The organism is Mesorhizobium sp. WSM4313 (genome assembly GCF_002294725.1).
In the GTDB taxonomy this organism is placed as follows: Bacteria; Pseudomonadota; Alphaproteobacteria; order Rhizobiales; family Rhizobiaceae; genus Mesorhizobium.
In genome coordinates this window covers 97,830-115,326 of record NZ_NSFT01000003.1, presented here as the reverse complement: position 1 = coordinate 115,326, position 17,497 = coordinate 97,830, and the positions used below count along the sequence as shown (strand labels likewise).

The 17,497-nt window shown below is 64.4% G+C and carries 15 protein-coding genes; 13 read left to right on the top strand and 2 right to left on the bottom strand.

Going from position 1 to position 17,497, the window contains the following annotated elements:
- Positions 1 to 5 precede the first annotated feature (5 nt).
- Both gmd and CK219_RS08395 read right to left on the bottom strand, forming a co-directional pair.
- Positions 6 to 1,112 (bottom strand): GDP-mannose 4,6-dehydratase, encoded by a 1,107-nt coding sequence (gene gmd / locus CK219_RS08400; RefSeq protein ID WP_095766314.1) that lies wholly within the window; start codon positions 1,110 to 1,112, stop codon positions 6 to 8.
- A gap of 79 nt (positions 1,113 to 1,191) precedes the next feature.
- A complete protein-coding gene (locus CK219_RS08395) occupies positions 1,192 to 2,346 on the bottom strand; it encodes a dihydrodipicolinate synthase family protein (RefSeq protein WP_095766313.1) in 1,155 nt (384 codons plus the stop codon).
- Between the two features lie 240 nt (positions 2,347 to 2,586).
- Between CK219_RS08395 and CK219_RS08390 the strand changes: the two genes are divergently transcribed.
- The 13 genes from CK219_RS08390 to CK219_RS08325 all read left to right on the top strand — a co-directional run bounded on the left by CK219_RS08390 (position 2,587) and on the right by CK219_RS08325 (position 17,445).
- Positions 2,587 to 3,630, top strand: a complete 1,044-nt coding sequence (locus CK219_RS08390; protein ID WP_095766312.1) for a LacI family DNA-binding transcriptional regulator — start codon at positions 2,587 to 2,589, stop codon at positions 3,628 to 3,630.
- Entirely contained in the window at positions 3,627 to 4,643 is a 1,017-nt protein-coding gene (locus CK219_RS08385) for a Gfo/Idh/MocA family oxidoreductase (protein ID WP_095766311.1), read from the top strand. The genes CK219_RS08390 and CK219_RS08385 overlap by 4 nt, the downstream gene beginning before the upstream one ends.
- A complete protein-coding gene (locus CK219_RS08380) occupies positions 4,640 to 6,241 on the top strand; it encodes an acyl CoA:acetate/3-ketoacid CoA transferase (protein ID WP_095766310.1) in 1,602 nt (533 codons plus the stop codon). Before CK219_RS08385 ends, CK219_RS08380 begins: the two co-directional genes overlap by 4 nt.
- Positions 6,234 to 7,007: an enoyl-CoA hydratase/isomerase family protein gene (locus tag CK219_RS08375; RefSeq protein ID WP_095766697.1), complete on the top strand. Its 774-nt coding sequence runs from the start codon at positions 6,234 to 6,236 to the stop codon at positions 7,005 to 7,007. Before CK219_RS08380 ends, CK219_RS08375 begins: the two co-directional genes overlap by 8 nt.
- A gap of 10 nt (positions 7,008 to 7,017) precedes the next feature.
- Positions 7,018 to 8,529 (top strand): aldehyde dehydrogenase family protein, encoded by a 1,512-nt coding sequence (locus CK219_RS08370; RefSeq protein WP_095766698.1) that lies wholly within the window; start codon positions 7,018 to 7,020, stop codon positions 8,527 to 8,529.
- Positions 8,530 to 8,587: 58 nt separating this feature from the next.
- A complete protein-coding gene (locus CK219_RS08365; RefSeq protein WP_095766309.1) occupies positions 8,588 to 9,841 on the top strand; it encodes an ABC transporter substrate-binding protein in 1,254 nt (417 codons plus the stop codon).
- Positions 9,842 to 9,965: 124 nt separating this feature from the next.
- The gene (locus CK219_RS08360; RefSeq protein WP_095766308.1) at positions 9,966 to 10,925 is read left to right on the top strand and encodes a sugar ABC transporter permease; all 960 of its coding nucleotides are present in this window, start codon (positions 9,966 to 9,968) and stop codon (positions 10,923 to 10,925) included.
- A complete protein-coding gene (locus CK219_RS08355) occupies positions 10,922 to 11,866 on the top strand; it encodes a carbohydrate ABC transporter permease (protein ID WP_095766307.1) in 945 nt (314 codons plus the stop codon). Before CK219_RS08360 ends, CK219_RS08355 begins: the two co-directional genes overlap by 4 nt.
- 21 nt (positions 11,867 to 11,887) lie before the next feature.
- Positions 11,888 to 13,003 carry an ABC transporter ATP-binding protein gene (locus CK219_RS08350; protein ID WP_095766306.1) on the top strand — a complete coding sequence of 372 codons (1,116 nt, stop codon included), beginning with the start codon at positions 11,888 to 11,890 and terminating at the stop codon, positions 13,001 to 13,003.
- Between the two features lie 6 nt (positions 13,004 to 13,009).
- Complete coding sequence (locus CK219_RS08345; RefSeq protein ID WP_095766305.1) at positions 13,010 to 14,512, top strand: GMC family oxidoreductase; 1,503 nt, start codon at positions 13,010 to 13,012, stop codon at positions 14,510 to 14,512.
- Positions 14,513 to 14,720: 208 nt separating this feature from the next.
- Complete coding sequence (locus CK219_RS08335; protein WP_095766304.1) at positions 14,721 to 15,482, top strand: 3-ketoacyl-ACP reductase; 762 nt, start codon at positions 14,721 to 14,723, stop codon at positions 15,480 to 15,482.
- Between the two features lie 6 nt (positions 15,483 to 15,488).
- Positions 15,489 to 17,117, top strand: a complete 1,629-nt coding sequence (locus tag CK219_RS08330; RefSeq protein ID WP_095766303.1) for a choline dehydrogenase — start codon at positions 15,489 to 15,491, stop codon at positions 17,115 to 17,117.
- Positions 17,118 to 17,127: 10 nt separating this feature from the next.
- Positions 17,128 to 17,445, top strand: a complete 318-nt coding sequence (locus tag CK219_RS08325; RefSeq protein ID WP_095766302.1) for a Dabb family protein — start codon at positions 17,128 to 17,130, stop codon at positions 17,443 to 17,445.
- Positions 17,446 to 17,497 lie beyond the last annotated feature (52 nt).

Here is a 17,497-nt window from a genome sequence, read left to right as displayed (position 1 = left end):
AGGTCCTAGGTTGAACGGCCGTTGCGCCAAGTAGCGCCGGCGGCGCGCATCAGATCGGCCCGAACCATTTCCGCCACCAGGTCCTTGAAGCCGATGGTGTGCGACCAGCCCAAAACCTTTCTTGCCTTGGCGGCGTCGCCGACCAGCGTATCCACTTCGGTCGGCCGGAAGTAGCGCGGATCGATCCGCACAAGCGCGGCGCCGGTGGCTGCGTCGATGCCGACTTCATCGGCGCCGCTGCCCTGCCAGCGAATGCGATGTCCGGCCTCGGCGAAGGCGAGTTCCACGAATTCGCGCACCGAATGCGCCTCGCCGGTCGCGAGCACGAAATCGTCCGGCTCGTCATGCTGCAGGATACGCCACATGCCCTCGACATAGTCGCGTGCATGGCCCCAGTCGCGACGTGCGTCGATATTGCCGAGATATAGCGTATCCTGCAGGCCGTGATGGATCGCGGCAACGGCGCGCGTGATCTTGCGGGTGACGAAGATTTCGCCACGCGTCGGGCTCTCGTGATTGAACAGGATGCCGTTGGCGGCGAACATGCCATAGGCCTGGCGGTAATTGACCGTGATCCAGTAAGCATAAAGCTTGGCTGCCGCATAGGGCGAGCGCGGCCGGAATGGCGTGCTCTCGTTCTGCGGAGCTTCGACCGCGTCGCCATAGAGCTCCGAGGTCGAGGCCTGGTAGAAGCGCACCGATTTCTCGAGGCCGAGAATGCGGATCGCTTCGAGAAGCTTGAGCGTCCCCAGCGCATCGGCATTAGCGGTGTATTCCGGCGTCTCGAAGCTCACCTGGACATGGCTTTGCGCGCCGAGATTATAGATCTCGCTGGGCTTCGTCTCCTGCACGAGGCGGATCAGATTGGTCGCGTCGGTCAGATCGCCATGATGCAGAAAGAAGCGCGTGCCGCTCTCATGCGGATCGACATAGATGTCGTCGACGCGCTCGGTGTTGAAGGAAGACGACCGGCGTTTGACGCCGTGGACGACATAGCCCTTGCCGAGCAGCAGCTCAGCCAGATAAGCCCCGTCCTGCCCGGTAACCCCGGTGACAAGCGCGACCCTGTCTGCCAGGGCGACCTTGTCTGCCGGGGCGACTTTCTCCGCCATTGCCATGTGCGCCCGCGCCTATTTTCGGCAAGCGAATACGATTTATCGCCGAAACGCAAATCCCCGCACGGGGACCGGCTTAAACGCCCGCGACCGCCAGCAGGGTCTTCATCCTGGCGATGGCAAGATCGGGGTCGGCCAGCAGCCCGGCCTGGTCGGAGAGCCGGAAGGCATCCGCGTAGTGGCATATGCCGCGCGCCGATTGCATGCCGCCCACCATCGTGAAGTGGTCCTGATGCCCGTTCAGCCAGGCCATGAAGACGATGCCGGCCTTGTAGTATTCGGTCGGCGCCTCGAAGATTTTTCGCGACAGCGGCACGGTCGGCGCCATCAGCGCGTCATAGCCGGTCTTGTCACCTTCCGCCAGCTTCGCCAGCGCGGCATTTGCCACCGGCGCGATGGCGTCGAAGATGCCGAGCAGCGCGTGCGAGTGTTTCCTGCCGTCGCCGGCGATCAGTTCGGGATAGTTGAAATCGTCGCCGGTGAACATCACGACGCCCTCGGGCAGCCGGTTGCGCAGCAAGACCTCCTTCTCCGCGTCGAGCAGCGATATCTTGATGCCTTCGACCTTGCCCGCATGCCGCCCGATGATGGCGACGACCGTGTCGAGCGCCGCGTCAAAATCGTTGCTGCCCCAATAGCCCTTGAGTGCCGGATCGAACATGTCGCCCAGCCAGTGCAGGATGACCTTGCCCGATGCCTGGGACAGCATGCGCTCATAAACGCGGGCATAATCGTCCGGCCCTTTGGCCACCGCCGCGAGCGCGCGGCTCGCCATCATGATCGCCTTGCCGCCCTCGCCTTCGATGAAGGCGAATTGCTCTTCATAGGCGCCGATGACGTCATCGAGCGTCTTGGCCGCAGCCGGCGCCAGGTGATCGGTCCCCGCCCCCGACGCGAGGTCGGCGCCCGGCACCGTTTTGGCTTCCGCGATCGAGCGGCGGATCAGCTCCTTCGCGCTCGCCCAGTCGAAACCCATCCCGCGCTGAGACGTGTCCATGGCTTCGGCGATGCGAAAGCCGAGCCGCCACAGATGATGGCGGAACGCCATCGTCCTGTTCCAGTCGACCGCCGGCCGCGACCACGGATCGGTCATGGCGATGGGATCGGCAACGACATGGGCGGCGGCATAGGCGATGCGCGAAAAGCGTGCGCCCTCGATCGGTTCGACCGGTTTGCCGACAAGCCGATAACTGATGCGGTCGCCGTTTGCCGCAGGCAAGGTGATGTCCATGGAACTCTCCCGTGCGGTCGCTATAAATGGAACGTTCCAATAAATCAAGAACCATTATGATTCACGGCATCCAAGCCGGAAGACATTGTGTCTCCTTTGGAATAGTCCTTACATTCATTGACGTTTTGAACCGCTCCAATCAATTTTTCGAATCTCAGCGGAATCCTGATTGACTCGGATTTGGATCGATGATTAGAACGTTCCAATAAATTTTCTCGAAACTTGGAGGACATGACGAGGATGGCCAGCCGGGCCAAGGCGACGATCCTGGACATCGCCCGCGAGGCCGGCGTGTCCAAATCGACGGTGTCGCTCGTGCTGCAGGGCAGCGGGTTGATCCGGCCTGAAACCGCGGTCAAGGTGCGCAAGGCGATCGAGGATGTCGGCTATGTCTACAACCGCGGCGCCGCCAATCTGCGCAAGGCCCATTCCAATGTCATCGGCATGGTGATCAACGATCTCACCAACCCCTTTTTCGCCGAGTTGGCGGTCGGCATGGAGCGCGTCTTCCAGGCGGCGGGCGTCGTCCCCTTCATCGCCAACACGGCGGAGAACCCGGTACGTCAGGAAGAGGTGCTGAAGTCGCTGATGGAACAGGGCGTCGCCGGCCTGATCGTCTCGCCAGCGCGCGGCACCACGCCCGGTACCTTCCGCCGCATCGAGACGGCCGGCGTCCCGATCGTCTTCACCATGCGCAGGCTGCCGGACAGCCGCATTCCGGTGATCGCGCCGGACAATCGTCGCGGCGCGGTGCTTGCCGCCGAACATCTGATCCGCAAGGGCCATCGCCGCCTGGCCTTCTTCGGCGGTTCATCCGATCTCGTTGTTTATCAGGAGCGCCTGGGAGGCTTCCTCGAAGCCTGCGAAACGCTCGGCATCCCAGCTTCCGACCGGCTGATCGTCGAGGGCGAGACCAGCCGCAAGGGCGGCATGGCCTGCCTGGAGACGGCGCTTGCCGTGCCGCAGCCACCGACCGCAGCGCTGTGCTTCAACGATGCGGTAGCCTTCGGCGTCATGCTGGCATTGCGCAAACGCGGTCTCGAGGCGGGCGCAGACTTTGCCGTCGTCGGCTTCGACGACGTCGCCGAGGCCGAGCACTACAGCCCGGCGCTGACCAGCGTCGCCGTCGACACCGCGGGCCTCGGCGAGCGCGCGGCGCACGTCATGCTGAAGATGATCCAGTCGCGCACCACGCGCGCCGAGAACCATATCGGTGCCGTCAGCCTGGTCGTGCGGGAAAGCAGCGGCCCGGACCGCAACAGCCAAGCGGGAGACGCGGCATGAGCGTGCGATGGGGACTGATCGGCGCCAGCACGATCGCCAGACAGTTCATGATCGATGCCATCCGCGCGCAGGCCGACGGCGAGGTCGCCGCCGTGATGAGCTCCAGCCCGGAGCGGGCCGAGACCTATGCGAGGGAAAACGGCATCGCACGCGCCGTCTCGTCTCTCGACGCGCTGCTCAACTCGGACATCGACGCCGTCTACATCTCGACCACCAACGAATTGCACCTCGAGCAGGGGCTTGCCGCGATCAAGGCCGGCAAGCATGTGTTGTGCGAGAAGCCGCTGGCGCTGACCAGCGCCGATGCGCGTGAGATGGTTGTCGCCGCGAAAGCCGCCGGCATCGTCTTCGGCACCAACCACCATTTGCGCAATGCCGGCGCCCACCGCGCCATGCGGGAGGCGATCGCCGCCGGCCGCATCGGCAAGCCGATCGCGGTGCGCGTCTTTCATTCCGTCTATCTGCCGGAAAACCTGCAGGGTTGGCGCATAACCAAGCCCGAAGCCGGTGGCGGTGTTGTGCTCGACATCACTGTGCATGATGCCGACACGCTGCGCTTCGTGCTGGACGACGACCCCGTCGAGATCTCCGCCTTCACGCAGTCGGCTGGGATGGCAGCCGGCGGCTTGGAGGACGGCGCCATGTGCATCTGGCGCTTCAAGTCTGGCGTCATAGCGCAGTCGCATGAGGGCTTCACCACGAAATTCGCCGGCACCGGCTTCGAGGTGCATGGCTCGGAAGGGTCGCTGATCGCCACGAATGTGATGACGCAGAAGCCGGTCGGCTCGGTGCATCTGCGCAGCGCGAGCGGAGAAGAAGAGCTGAGCTTCGACCGCGAGGATCTATACACCCGCTCGCTGCGCCACTTCCATGCCGCGATCCGCGGCGAAGGCCGGCCTGCCGCCACCGGCGAGGACGGCGTCTGGTCGCTGGCATCGGCCGAAGCAGCACTGCAATCGTCGAACACCGGCAAGGCCGTCGCCATCGACCCGCAACTTGGGGGCCTCACGTGAGCAAGCTCGTCTCGGCGGCCTATGCCGCCAGCCTGATCAAGGACGGCACGGTGGTCTCGGTGTCGTCGTCGAGCGGGCTCGGCTGCCCCGACGCCGTGCTTGCCGCGATCGGCGAGCGTTTCGACGCCGAAGGCCATCCGCAGGCGATCACCACGCTGCATCCGATCGCCGCGGGCGACATGTACGGCATCAAGGGCATCGACCATCTCGCCAAGCCAGGCCTGCTCAAGCGCACGCTCTGCGGCTCCTATCCGTCCGGCCCCTCCTCTGCCGAGCCGCCGCAGATCTGGAAGATGATCGGCGACAATTCGGTCGCCGCCTACAACGTGCCGTCCGGCATCCTGTTCGACATGCATCGCGAGGCCGCCGCCAAACGTCCCGGCGTGCTGACCAAGGTCGGCCTCGACACATTTGCCGATCCGCGCCACCAGGGTTGCGCCATGAACGCCGCGGCCAGCGAGCCGATCGTCTCGGTTGAGCAGTTCGACGGCGAGGAATGGCTCTATTTCCGCGCCATCGTGCCCAACGTCTCGATCATCCGCGCCACCACGGCCGACGAACGCGGCAATCTCACCTACGAGCACGAGGGCGCCTATCTCGGCGGGCTGGAGCAGGCACTGGCCGCCCGCAACAATGGCGGCATCGTCGTTGCGCAGGTCAAGCGCGTCGTCGAGAACGGCACGCTGAAGCCGCACGATGTGCGGGTGCCAGGCGTGCTGGTCGACCATGTTGTGGTAGCGCCCGACCAGTTGCAGACGACGCAGACGCCTTACGACCCGGCGATCTCGGGCGAGATCTTCCGGCCGCTGTCGACCTTCCGCACGCCGGAGATGAACATCCAGAAGGTCATCGCGCGCCGCGTCGCCATGGAATTGCGCGACGGCATGGCCGTCAACATCGGCTTCGGCATCTCGGCCAACGTGCCGCGCATCCTTCTCGAGGAAGGCCAGCACGGCAAGGTCACCTGGGTGATCGAGCAGGGCGCGGTCGGCGGCGTGCCGCTGCTCGACTTCAAGTTCGGCTGCGCCTCCAACGCCGAGGCGATCATGCCCTCGCCGCACCAGTTCATCTATTTCCAGGCCGGCGGCTTCGACGCCTCGCTGCTCTCCTTTCTGCAGATCGACCGGCATGGCTCGGTCAACGTCTCGAAGCTCTCGGCGCGGCCGCATGTGACCGCCGGCGCCGGCGGCTTCGTCGACATCACCGCGCGGGCGAGGAAGATCGTCTTTTCCGGCTTCTTCAACGCCGGCGCCAAGCTGTCGCTGGCCGGAGGCGCCATCCGCATCGACCAGGAAGGCAAGGTCAAGAAGGTGGTCGAGGAGGTCGAGCATATCTCCTTCTCCGGCAAGCGGGCGGTCACCCAAGGGCAGGACATCACCTATGTCACCGAGCGCTGCGTGATGAAGCTGACGCCGGACGGGCTGATGGTGACGGAACTGGCGCCCGGCATCGATCTCGAACGCGATGTCTTGGCGCAGGCCGAGATCCCGCTCGCTGTGGCGAACGACCTCAAGGTCACGCCTGCGGCGCTCTATCAGGACCGGCCGATCGGCCTGTCGCTCAATGGCGGCGCTTCGCTCGGAGGCGCGCATGGCTGAGCTTGTCACCTTCGAGCGGGACGACGCCATAGGCATCGTCACGCTGCGCCGGCCGGAAAAGTTCAACGCCCTCGATATCCCGATGCTGCGCGCGCTCGAGACGGCGCTTGACGAAGCGGAACTGGCCGAGGGCGTTCGCGCCGTGCTTATCCGCGGCGACGGCAAGGGCTTCTGCGCCGGCGGCGACGTCGAGGCCTGGGGTGCCATGAGCGCCGCCGACTTCCAGGTGCAATGGGTGCGCTACGGCCACCGCGTCTTCGATCGGCTGGCGCGGCTCAGGCAGCCGACCATCGCCGTGCTCTCCGGTCATGCGCTGGGCGGTGGGCTGGAACTGGCGGCGGCCTGCGATTTCCGCGTCGCCGAAATGCAGGTCAAACTCGGCTTCCCCGAAACCTCGATCGGCGTCGTTCCCGGTTGGTCGGGCACGCAGCGCGCCGTGCGCCGCTTTAGTGCACAGATCGTGCGCCGGATGGCGATCGGCGGCGAGATTTTCCTGGCATCCGACGCGCTCGCGCACGGCGTCGTCGACCGACTGGCCGAAACAGGCAAGGCTTTCGACGAAGCCAAAGCCTGGGCCGAAAAGATCGCCGAGCGCGGTCCGCTGGCGACGGAGGCCGCGAAGCTGATGATCGGCGTTGCCGAGGGCGAGGAAGGTGCGGCCGCGACCGAGGCGCTGGCCAGCGGTTTCATTGCGCTCACCGCCGACCTCAAAGCCGGCGTCGGTGCCTTCAAGGCCAAGCAGAAGCCGGCCTTTTCGAGATTCTAGAGAAGACATGATGAACGCACCGCTCAACATTGCCATGCCGGCCGAGGCGTCTGAGGCGCCGAAGGCCTACAAGCTGCTGATCGACGGCAGGCATGTCGATGCCTGCGACGGCCGCAGCATAGAGCGCGCCAGCCCAGGCCACGGCTTCGTCGTGTCCCGTTATGCGCAAGCGGGCGCCGCGGAAGTCGAGGCGGCGGTGCAGGCCGCGCACAAGGCCTTCGAGACCGGCCCGTGGCCGCGCATGAAGGCGTCGGAACGCGCGGCGGTTCTGCTGAAGGCGGCCGACCTGATCGAGACCCGGCTGGAAGAGATCGCCCGTCTCGACGTGCTGGAATCCGGCAAGCCGATCGCTCAGGCGCGCGGCGAGATCGGCGGCGCGATCGACATCTGGCGCTATGCCGCTTCGCTTGCCCGCACGCTGCATGGCGAAAGTTACGCCAATCTCGGCGATTCCATGCTGGGCGTCGTGCTGCGCGAGCCGCTCGGCGTCGTCTCGATCATCACGCCGTGGAATTTCCCTTTCCTGATCGTCAGCCAAAAGCTGCCTTTCGCGCTCGCCGCCGGCTGCACGGCGGTGGTGAAGCCGAGCGAGATGACGTCCGCTTCCACTTTCGTGCTCGGCGACATCCTGCTCGAGGCCGGGCTGCCGGCCGGCGTCGTCAACATTCTCGCAGGCTACGGCGCCGATGTCGGCGCGCCGATGGTCGCCCATCCGCTGGTCGAGATGGTCTCCTTCACCGGCTCGACCCGTGTCGGCAAGACAACCATGGCCGCCGCTTCCGATTCCTTGAAGAAGGTTTCGATGGAACTCGGCGGCAAGAACGGCCAGATCGTCTTCCCCGACGCCGACCTCGAGGCCGCTGCGGATGCCGCAGTGTTCGGCGGCTTCTTCAACGCCGGCGAATGCTGCAATGCCGGCAGCCGCCTGATCGTGCATGAGGCGATCGCCGACGACTTCCTCAACGCGGTCAAGGCGCTGTCCCAGAAGGTCCGCGTCGGCGATCCGCTCGACGACCGCACCAAGGTCGGCGCGATGATCTCGGCCGACCATATGGAAAAGGTAGCCGGCTATGTGACAGCGGCGAAAACCGACGGCGGCAGCGTTTTCGCCGGTGGCGCGCGGCTTCCATCCAACGCCGGTCAATATCTCGATCCGACCATCATCCGTGACGTCACGGAGGATATGGCGATCGCGCGCGAGGAAGTGTTCGGGCCAGTGCTGTCCGTGCTCACTTTTGAAACGATTGAAGAGGCATTGCGCATTGCCAACAACACGCCCTATGGTCTGTCTGCAGGGGTGTGGAGCGCCGGTATCGACACGTGCATGTCGGTGGCGCGCGGCGTGCGTTCGGGGACGGTTTGGGTGAATACGTTCATGGAAGGTTATCCCGAACTGCCCTTCGGCGGCTACAAGCAGTCGGGTCTGGGACGCGAACTCGGCAAACGCGCTGTCGAGGATTATACCGAGGAAAAGACTATCCAGTTTCATCGCGGCCAGCGCACCGGGTGGTGGGTCGGCTGAGTTGGGAGACCCCGGCGGACACCCGCCGGTTCTGTGAATGCAACAAGGGAGGTAGTACATGTTGCGCAAACTGCTTATCGGAACGGCTCTTGCGACGAGCTTTGCGTTCTCGGCGCACGCCGCGGACGTCAAGGAAGTGCAGATGCTGCATTGGTGGACGTCGGGCGGCGAAGCGGCTGCTCTGAACGTGCTGAAGCAGGATCTGGCCAAGGAAGGCTATGCCTGGAAGGACGTGCCGGTGGCCGGCGGCGGCGGCGATGCCGCCATGACCGCGCTGAAGGCGATGGTCGCGGCCGGCAACTATCCGACCGCCTCGCAGATGCTCGGCTACACCGTGCTCGACTATGCCGCCGCCGGCGTCATGGGCGACCTCACCGAGACCGCCAAGAAGGAAGGCTGGGACAAGTCGGTTCCGGCCGCCCTGCAGAAATTCTCCGTCTATGACGGCAAGTGGGTCGCGGCCCCGGTCAACGTCCACTCCGTCAACTGGCTGTGGATCAACAAGGCGGTGATGGAGAAGATCGGCGGCACCGAGCCGAAGACCTTCGACGATTTCGTGGCGTTGCTCGACAAGGCCAAGGCCGCGGGCGTCATCCCGCTGGCGCTCGGCGGGCAGAACTGGCAGGAAGCGACCATGTTCGATTCCGTCGTGCTGTCGACCGGCGGACCGGAATTCTACAAGAAGGCGATGAACGACCTCGATGAGGAGTCGCTCAAGTCCGACACGATGAAGAAGTCGTTCGACAACCTCGCCAAGCTCGTCAAATATGTCGACCCGAACTTCTCGGGCCGCGACTGGAACCTCGCCACCGCCATGGTGATCAAAGGCGATGCGCTGGTTCAGGTCATGGGCGACTGGGCCAAGGGCGAGTTCCACGCAGCCAACAAGACCCCGGGCACCGACTTCCTTTGCTACCGCTTCCCGGGCACCGACGGCTCGGTGATCTACAACTCCGACATGTTCGGCATGTTCAACGTGCCGGAGGACCGCAAGGCCGCTCAGGTCGCTCTGGCCACCGCCACTTTGTCGAAGAGCTTCCAGTCGGCTTTCAACGTCGTGAAGGGTTCGGTCCCGGCCCGCACCGACGTGCCTGATACCGACTTCGACGCTTGCGGCAAGAAGGGCATCGCCGACCTGAAGAAGGCCAATGAGGGCGGCACGTTGTTCGGCTCGCTGGCCCAGGGCTACGGCGCCCCACCGGCCGTCGCGAACGCCTACAAGGATGTCGTGTCGAAGTTCGTCCATGGTCAGATCAAGACCTCCGACGAGGCCGTGACCGAGCTGGTCAAGGCTATCGACGACGCCAAGTAGCCGTTGCTTGAACTCGGATCTCCCCCGCTTCGGTGGGGGAGGTCTCCCGTCGACAAAGGCGCGGGAAAGACCCTGGCGCGTTTCGCGCCGGGCGGTTTCCGACCAACCGGTACTGGACGAGCCTATGAGCACAGTTGCCGAAACCCGGATCAAGCTGACACCGGAGCATGACGCCCGTCCTGGCGCGTCGGTTCGGTCGCGGCTGCAGGATCTGCTGCCGAAGATCGTTTTGGCGCCGAGTTTCGCGGCGACGATCGTCTTCGTCTATGGCTTCATCCTGTGGACGATCTATCTGTCCTTCACCAATTCCAAGACATTCCCGTCCTATGCCGTCACCGGAGCCCGCGCCTATCAGCGGCTGTGGCGCTGGACCTTCGAGAGCGACCCGCCGTCGAGCTGGTACACCTCGATCACCAATATGGGCATATTCGGCTTCCTCTACATCCTGATCTGCCTGGCGCTTGGCCTGTTCCTGGCCATCCTGCTCGACCAGAAGATCCGCGGCGAAGGCATGCTCAGGCCGATCTACCTCTACCCGATGGCGCTCTCCTTCATCGTCACCGGCGTCGCCTGGAAGTGGTTCCTCGATCCCGGCCTCGGGCTGGAACAGACGCTGCACCAATGGGGCTGGACGAGCTTCCATTTCGACTGGATCAAGAACAAGGATTTCGTCATCTACACGGTGGTCATCGCTGGCGTCTGGCAAGCGTCCGGCTTCGTCATGGCGATGTTCCTGGCCGGCCTTCGCGGCATCGACGGCGAGATCATGAAGGCCGCGCAGATCGACGGCGCGTCCACCTTCCAGCTCTACCGCCGCATCGTCATTCCGCTGCTCAGGCCCGTCTTCCTGTCGGCCTTCATCGTGCTCGCGCATCTGGCCATCAAGTCCTATGACCTTGTCGTGGCGCTGACCAGCGGCGGCCCCGGCGGCTCAGCCTGGCTGCCGTCCAACTTCATGTATGAGTTCACCTTCAAGCGCAACGAGATGGCGGTCGGCTCGGCCAGCGCGGTGATCATGCTGATGACCATCACCGCCATCATCGTTCCGTATCTCTATTCCGAGCTCAGGGAGAAGTCGCGATGAGCGCCGTCGCTTCACCCGCCAGCCAAGCCGCAAGCGGCGCCCGTGCGAGGACAATCAACCGCATCGTCATCTACGGCCTGCTTGGGCTGTTCGCGATCTTCTATCTGATGCCGCTTTTCGTCATGCTGGTCACCTCGTTCAAGACCATGGACGAGATCCAGAACGGCAACATGCTGTCGCTGCCGCATGAGCCGACTTTCGCGCCATGGATAAAGGCGTGGAGCGAAGTCTGCTCGGGCCTGACCTGCGTCGGCATGAAGGGCTATTTCTGGAACTCCATCAAAATGGTCGTGCCGGCGGTGCTGATCTCGACGCTGCTCGGCGCGCTCAACGGCTATGTGCTGACCAAATGGCGCTTCCGCGGCCATACGCTGGTTTTTGCCATGATGCTGTTCGCCTGCTTCATCCCGTTCCAGTCGGTGCTGTTGCCGATGGCCACGATCCTCGGCAGCCTCGGCCGCTTCGGCGTCACCCTGCAGAACGCGACCGGGTTCAACTTCGGTCTCGGCAATTCGACCGTGAACCTGGTCTTCGTCCATGTGGTCTACGGCCTCGGCTTCACAACGCTGTTCTTCCGCAACTATTACGAGGCCTTCCCGACCGAGTTGGTGAAGGCGGCACAGGTCGACGGCGCGTCCTTCTTCCAGATATTTCGGCGCATCATGCTGCCCAATTCGCTGCCGATCATCGTTGTGACGGTGATCTACCAGTTCACCAACATCTGGAACGACTTCCTGTTCGCCTCTGCCTATGCCGGCTCCGGCGACGTGATGCCGATGACGGTGGCGCTGAACAACGTCGTCAACACCTCGACCGGCGTCGTCGAATACAACGTCAACATGGCGGCGGCGATGATTGCCGCGCTCCCCACCCTGATCGTCTATGTCGTCGCCGGCCGCTATTTCGTGCGCGGGCTGATGGCGGGCGCGGTCAAGGGCTGACCACATTCGGAAGGAACGACCATGGCTTTTCTGGAAATTGATGGGCTGAAGAAGCGCTTCGGGAATGTCGAGATCCTGAAGGGCATCGATGTCGAGCTCGAAAAGGGCGGCTTCCTGGTGCTCGTCGGCCCTTCCGGCTGCGGCAAGTCTACGCTGCTCAACACGATCGCCGGCCTGGAGCAGATCACCGAGGGCGAGATCCGCGTCGACGGCCGCGCGATCAACGACCTGCATCCTTCGAAGCGCGACATCGCCATGGTGTTCCAGAGCTATGCGCTCTACCCGAATATGACGGTTGCCGGCAACATCGCCTTCGGCATGGAGATGCGCGGCGTGCCGGCGGCGGAACGCCAGGCGGCGATCGACAAGGTGGCGAAGATCCTGCAGATCGGCCATCTCCTCAACCGCAAGCCCAGTCAGCTTTCCGGCGGCCAGCGGCAGCGCGTCGCCATGGGCCGGGCGCTGGTGCGCGACCCGAAACTCTTCCTGTTCGACGAACCACTCTCCAATCTCGACGCCAAGCTGCGCGTCGACATGCGCATCGAGATCAAACGCCTGCATGCCACGACCGGCACGACCATCGTCTATGTCACGCATGACCAGATCGAGGCGATGACGCTGGCGACCAAGATCGCCGTCATGCGCGACGGCGAGGTGCAGCAATTCGGCACGCCGGCCGAAATCTACAACAACCCGACCAACATCTTTGTCGCCGACTTCATGGGCTCGCCGGCGATGAACCTGATCCCGGCCAAGATCGATGCTAACGGCAGCGGGCTGTCGGTGGTTCTGGACCGCGAAGCGCGCCAGCCGATCGTGCTGCCGATGCCCGGCGCGCCCACCGGCCTTGCGGCCTTCAAGGATAAGCCGGTGATCTTCGGCGTGCGCCCCGAAGCGCTGACCGACCCGGAAGGTGCGGAACGCAACGGTTCGAACATCGCCACCGCAGACTGCCATATCGAAGTGGTGGAGCCGGCGGGATCGGATACGTTCGCTGTCACCAATCTGGGCGGCAAGGGCGTGGTGGCGCGGCTGAGAGCTGATGCGAATATCCAGCCCGGCACCAGCACGCCCTTGGCCTTCAACCTCAGCAAGGCGGTGTTCTTCGACCCGGCGACCGAGAAGCGCATTCTTTAAAAAGCTATGGCAAACCCGGATATCGTCATCATCGGCTCCGGCATCGGCGGCGCCACGATCGCCTCCGGCTTGGCCGGCAGCGGCGCCTCGATCCTGATCCTGGAGCGCGGCGAGCCGCTGCCCGCGACGCCGCATGCGCGCTCGACGCGTTCCATCTTCATCGACGAGCACTACCGGCCGAAGGAGATGTGGCGCGAGGCTGGCGGCGCTGCCTTCAACCCGGGCAACTACTACTATGTCGGCGGCAATTCGAAGTTCTTCGGCGCGGTCCTGATCCGTTATCGCAAGGAGGATTTTTCCGAGCTCGAGCATTTCGGCGGCGTCTCGCCGGCCTGGCCGTTTTCCTATGACGAATTCGAGCCATGGTATTCGAAGGCCGAGCAGTTGTTTCGGGTTCGCGGCACGCTGGGCGAAGACCCGACCGAGCCGTTCCATTCGATCCCCTATGCCTTCAAGCCGGTGCCGGACGAGCCACCGATCGCGCGCGCCCGCGCCGAGCTGAAGAGCCTTGGACTGCACCCCGCTTCGCTGCCGCTGGGCGTCGACATCGAGACCTGGCTGAAGGACGGCAGGACGGGCTGGGACGCCTTCCCCAACACCGGCCAAGGCAAGATCGACGCCCAGACCGGACCGCTGACGGCGGCGCTCACCGACAAGAACATCCGGCTCGAGACCGGCGCGCATGTCGACTGGCTCGAAACCGCGCCGGACGGCAAGTCGATCGCCGCCATCCACTACACCCAGAACGGCGCCCACAAGACGCTGTCGCCGAAGCTCGTCGTCCTGTCCGCCGGCGCGATCAATTCGGCCGCCATCCTGCTGCGCTCGCCCTCCGCTGCCGGCAACGGCCTCGCCAACAGCTCCGACCAGGTCGGGCGCAATTTCATGAACCACAATTCGAGCGCGATGCTGGCGATCGACCCGCGCCGCCGCAACGATAGCGTCTACCAGAAGACGCTGATGCTCAACGATTACTATCTGTCCGACGGCAAGGGCGGCAAGCCGCTCGGCAATGTGCAGCTGCTCGGCAAGATCGACGGCAACATGCTGAAGGCCAATGTGAAGAGGATGCCGAAATTCGTGCTCGACTTCATGGCCGGCCACGCCGTCGATTGGTACCTGATGTGCGAGGACCTGCCCGATCCCGAAAGCCGCATCATGGTCGACGGCAAGGAGATCATCATGCAATGGCGGCGCTCCAACATGCAGTCGCTGGATGGCCTGACCAAGGTCATGCGCGAGAACCTTCGCGCCTGCGGCTATCCGATCGTGCTGTCGCGGCCCTTCGACAAGCGCACGCCTTCGCATCAGTGCGGCACGGTGAAGATGGGCAACGACCCGGCAACGTCGCCGCTCGATCCCTTCTGCCGCGCCTGGGACCATCAAAACCTGTTCGTCGTCGACGGCGGCTTCCTGCCGACATCGGCCGCCGTCAACCCGGCGCTGTCGATCGCGGCGCAAGCGCTGCGCGTGGCGGACTACATCCGCAAGACGGAGCTTTCTTCATGATAGGTCGGCGCCGCCCCTCATCCGCCTGCCGGCACCTTCTCCCCGTAAACGGGGAGAAGAAGGCTGGCTGCAACGCCGGCACCCACTCTGCAGCTCTGGCGATTGGCGAAAGCGCCGGCGACAGCATCCTTCTCCCCGTCACTATACGGGGAGAAGTGCCCGGCAGGGCGATGAGGGGCAGCGCCAACGTTCAAAAGGCTAGTCTCCAATGACCCGCCCCGCGGCCATTGTCACCGGCGGCGCTCGGGGCATTGGCCTCGCCTGCGCCGAGGCGCTGGCGGACGCCGGCTTCGACGTCCTTGTCGCCGACCTTGCCGAGAAGCCCGCCAAGGGCCTTGCCGAGAATATCGGCGCACGCGGCGTGAAATTCGCCTACGCTCAATGCGATATCGCCGACCTCGCCCGCCATTCGAAACTGATCGAAGCAGCCATGGACGCCTTCGGCCGCATCGATTGCCTGGTCAACAATGCCGGCGTCGGCGCTGTGGTGCGCGGCGACCTGTTGGAGCTGAAGCCGGAGAATTTCGACCGCGCCTTGAACATCAACCTGCGCGGCACGGTATTCCTCAGCCAGGCCGTCGGCAAAGCGATGCTCGCAACACCGGGCGACCATGCCAGATCGATCATCACCATCACCTCGGTGAGCGCCGCCATGGCTTCGCCGGAACGTGCCGACTACTGCATCTCCAAGGCCGGCTTGTCCATGTGGGTGAAGAACCTGGCGCTGCGGCTCGCACCCGAAAATATCGGCGTGTTCGAGGTCCGGCCGGGCATCATCCGAACCGATATGACGGCTGGCGTTTCCGCCAAATATGACGCGCTGATCGAGGGTGGGCTGGTGCCGGCAAAACGCTGGGGCGAGGCAGGCGATATCGGCACTGTCGTGGCCGCGCTTGCCTCCGGAAAGTTCGCCTTTTCGACCGGATCGGTCATCGATGTCGACGGCGCGCTCTCCGTGCCACGCTTGTGAGGAACCATGGCTGACTACATCATCGTCGGCGCCGGTCCGGCCGGCTGCGTTCTCGCCAACCGGCTGAGCGAGGATTCGTCCAATTCCGTTCTGCTTTTGGAGGCCGGCGGCAAGGACTGGCATCCGCTGATCCACATGCCGGCGGGCTTTGCCAAAATGACCAAGGGCATCGCCTCCTGGGGCTGGTCGACAGTGCCGCAGAGGCACATGAAGGACCGCGTCTTCTGGTACACACAGGCCAAGGTCGTCGGCGGCGGCTCATCGATCAACGCCCAGATCTACACGCGCGGCAATGCCCGCGACTATGACGCCTGGGAGAAGGAAGAGGGACTGGCCGGCTGGGGCTATCGCGATGTGCTGCCCTATTTCAAGCGCGCCGAGAACAACCAGCGCTTCGCCAACGATTTCCATGGCGACCAGGGACCGCTCGGCGTCTCCAACCCGATCTCGCCGCTGCCGATCTGCGAGGCCTATTTTCGCGCCGGGCAGGAAATGGGCATTCCGTTCAACCCCGACTTCAACGGCGCCAGCCAGGAAGGCGTCGGCTACTATCAGCTGACGCAGAAGGATGCGCGGCGTTCATCGGCCTCCGTGGCCTATCTCAAGCCGATCCGCAGCCGCAAGAACCTGACGCTCAGGACCGATGTGCTCGTCACCCGCGTCGTCGTCGAGAAGGGTCGCGCCGTCGGCGTGGAGATCGTCGGCAAGCCGGGTGGCGAAAAGACGATCCTGCGCGCCGAACGCGAGGTGATTGTCTCGTCGGGCGCGATCGGCTCGCCCAAGCTCCTCATGCAATCGGGCATCGGCCCGGCCGACCATCTGAAATCGGTCGGCGTCACGCCGGTGCATGACCTGCCCGGCGTTGGCTCCAACATGCAGGACCATCTCGACCTGTTCGTCATCGCCGAATGCACCGGCGACCACACCTATGACAATTACGCCAAGCTGCACCGCACGATGTGGGCCGGCTTGCAATATCTGCTGCTCAAGAAGGGCCCCGTCGCCTCGAGCCTGTTCGAGACCGGCGGCTTCTGGTACGCCGACCCGACCGCCGCCTCGCCCGACATCCAGTTCCATCTCGGCCTCGGCTCCGGCATCGAGGCCGGCGTCGAGAAGCTGAAGAATCCGGGCGTGACGCTGAACTCCGCCTTCCTGCGCCCGCGCTCGCGCGGCACGGTGCGACTGAAGAGCGCCGACCCGGCCGACCACCCGCTGATCGATCCGAACTACTGGTCCGATCCTTACGACCGCGACATGTCGATCAAGGGCCTGCGGCTGGCTCGCGAGATCATGCGGCAGAAGGCGCTGCAGCCCTATGTGCTGCGCGAGGTGCTGCCCGGCCCTGCCCTGCAAAGCGACGCGGACCTTTTCGACTACGCCTGCCGCACGTCGAAGACCGACCACCACCCCGTCGGCACCTGCCGCATGGGGCATGATGCGATGGCCGTGGTGACGCCGGATTTGAGGCTGCGCGGCATCGAAGGTCTGCGCGTCTGCGATGCGTCGGTGATGCCGCGCGTTCCCTCCTCCAACACCAATGCGCCGACGATCATGGTCGGGGAAAAAGGCGCCGATCTCATCCTCGGCCGCGAGCCGCTGCCGCCGGCCGTGTTCAAGGGCAACCAGGCGGCATGAGGCATCAACGATGATCCGGCATTGCGTCTTTGTCCGCTTTCGCGACGACGTCCCTGAAATCGAGCGCGCGGCGATTCACGCTGATCTCGAAGCCTTGCGCGCCGTTATCGCCGGCATGGACAGGGTCCAATTCAGCGCCAATGTCAGCCCGGAGCCGTTCGGGCGCGGCTTCGGTCACGGTTTCACCATCGACTTCCGCGATGCCGCCGCCCGCGACGCCTACCTCGTTCACGAGGCGCATCAGCGCGCCGGCGCGCGCCTGGTCGCCGCGCTCGAAGGCGGCACCGACGGGCTGATGGTCATCGATCTGGAGGTGACGCAAATGTGACCGCTCGCCGGCTCAAATCCGGCGGCCGTCCCGTTCTCTTTTGCCCGCCCTG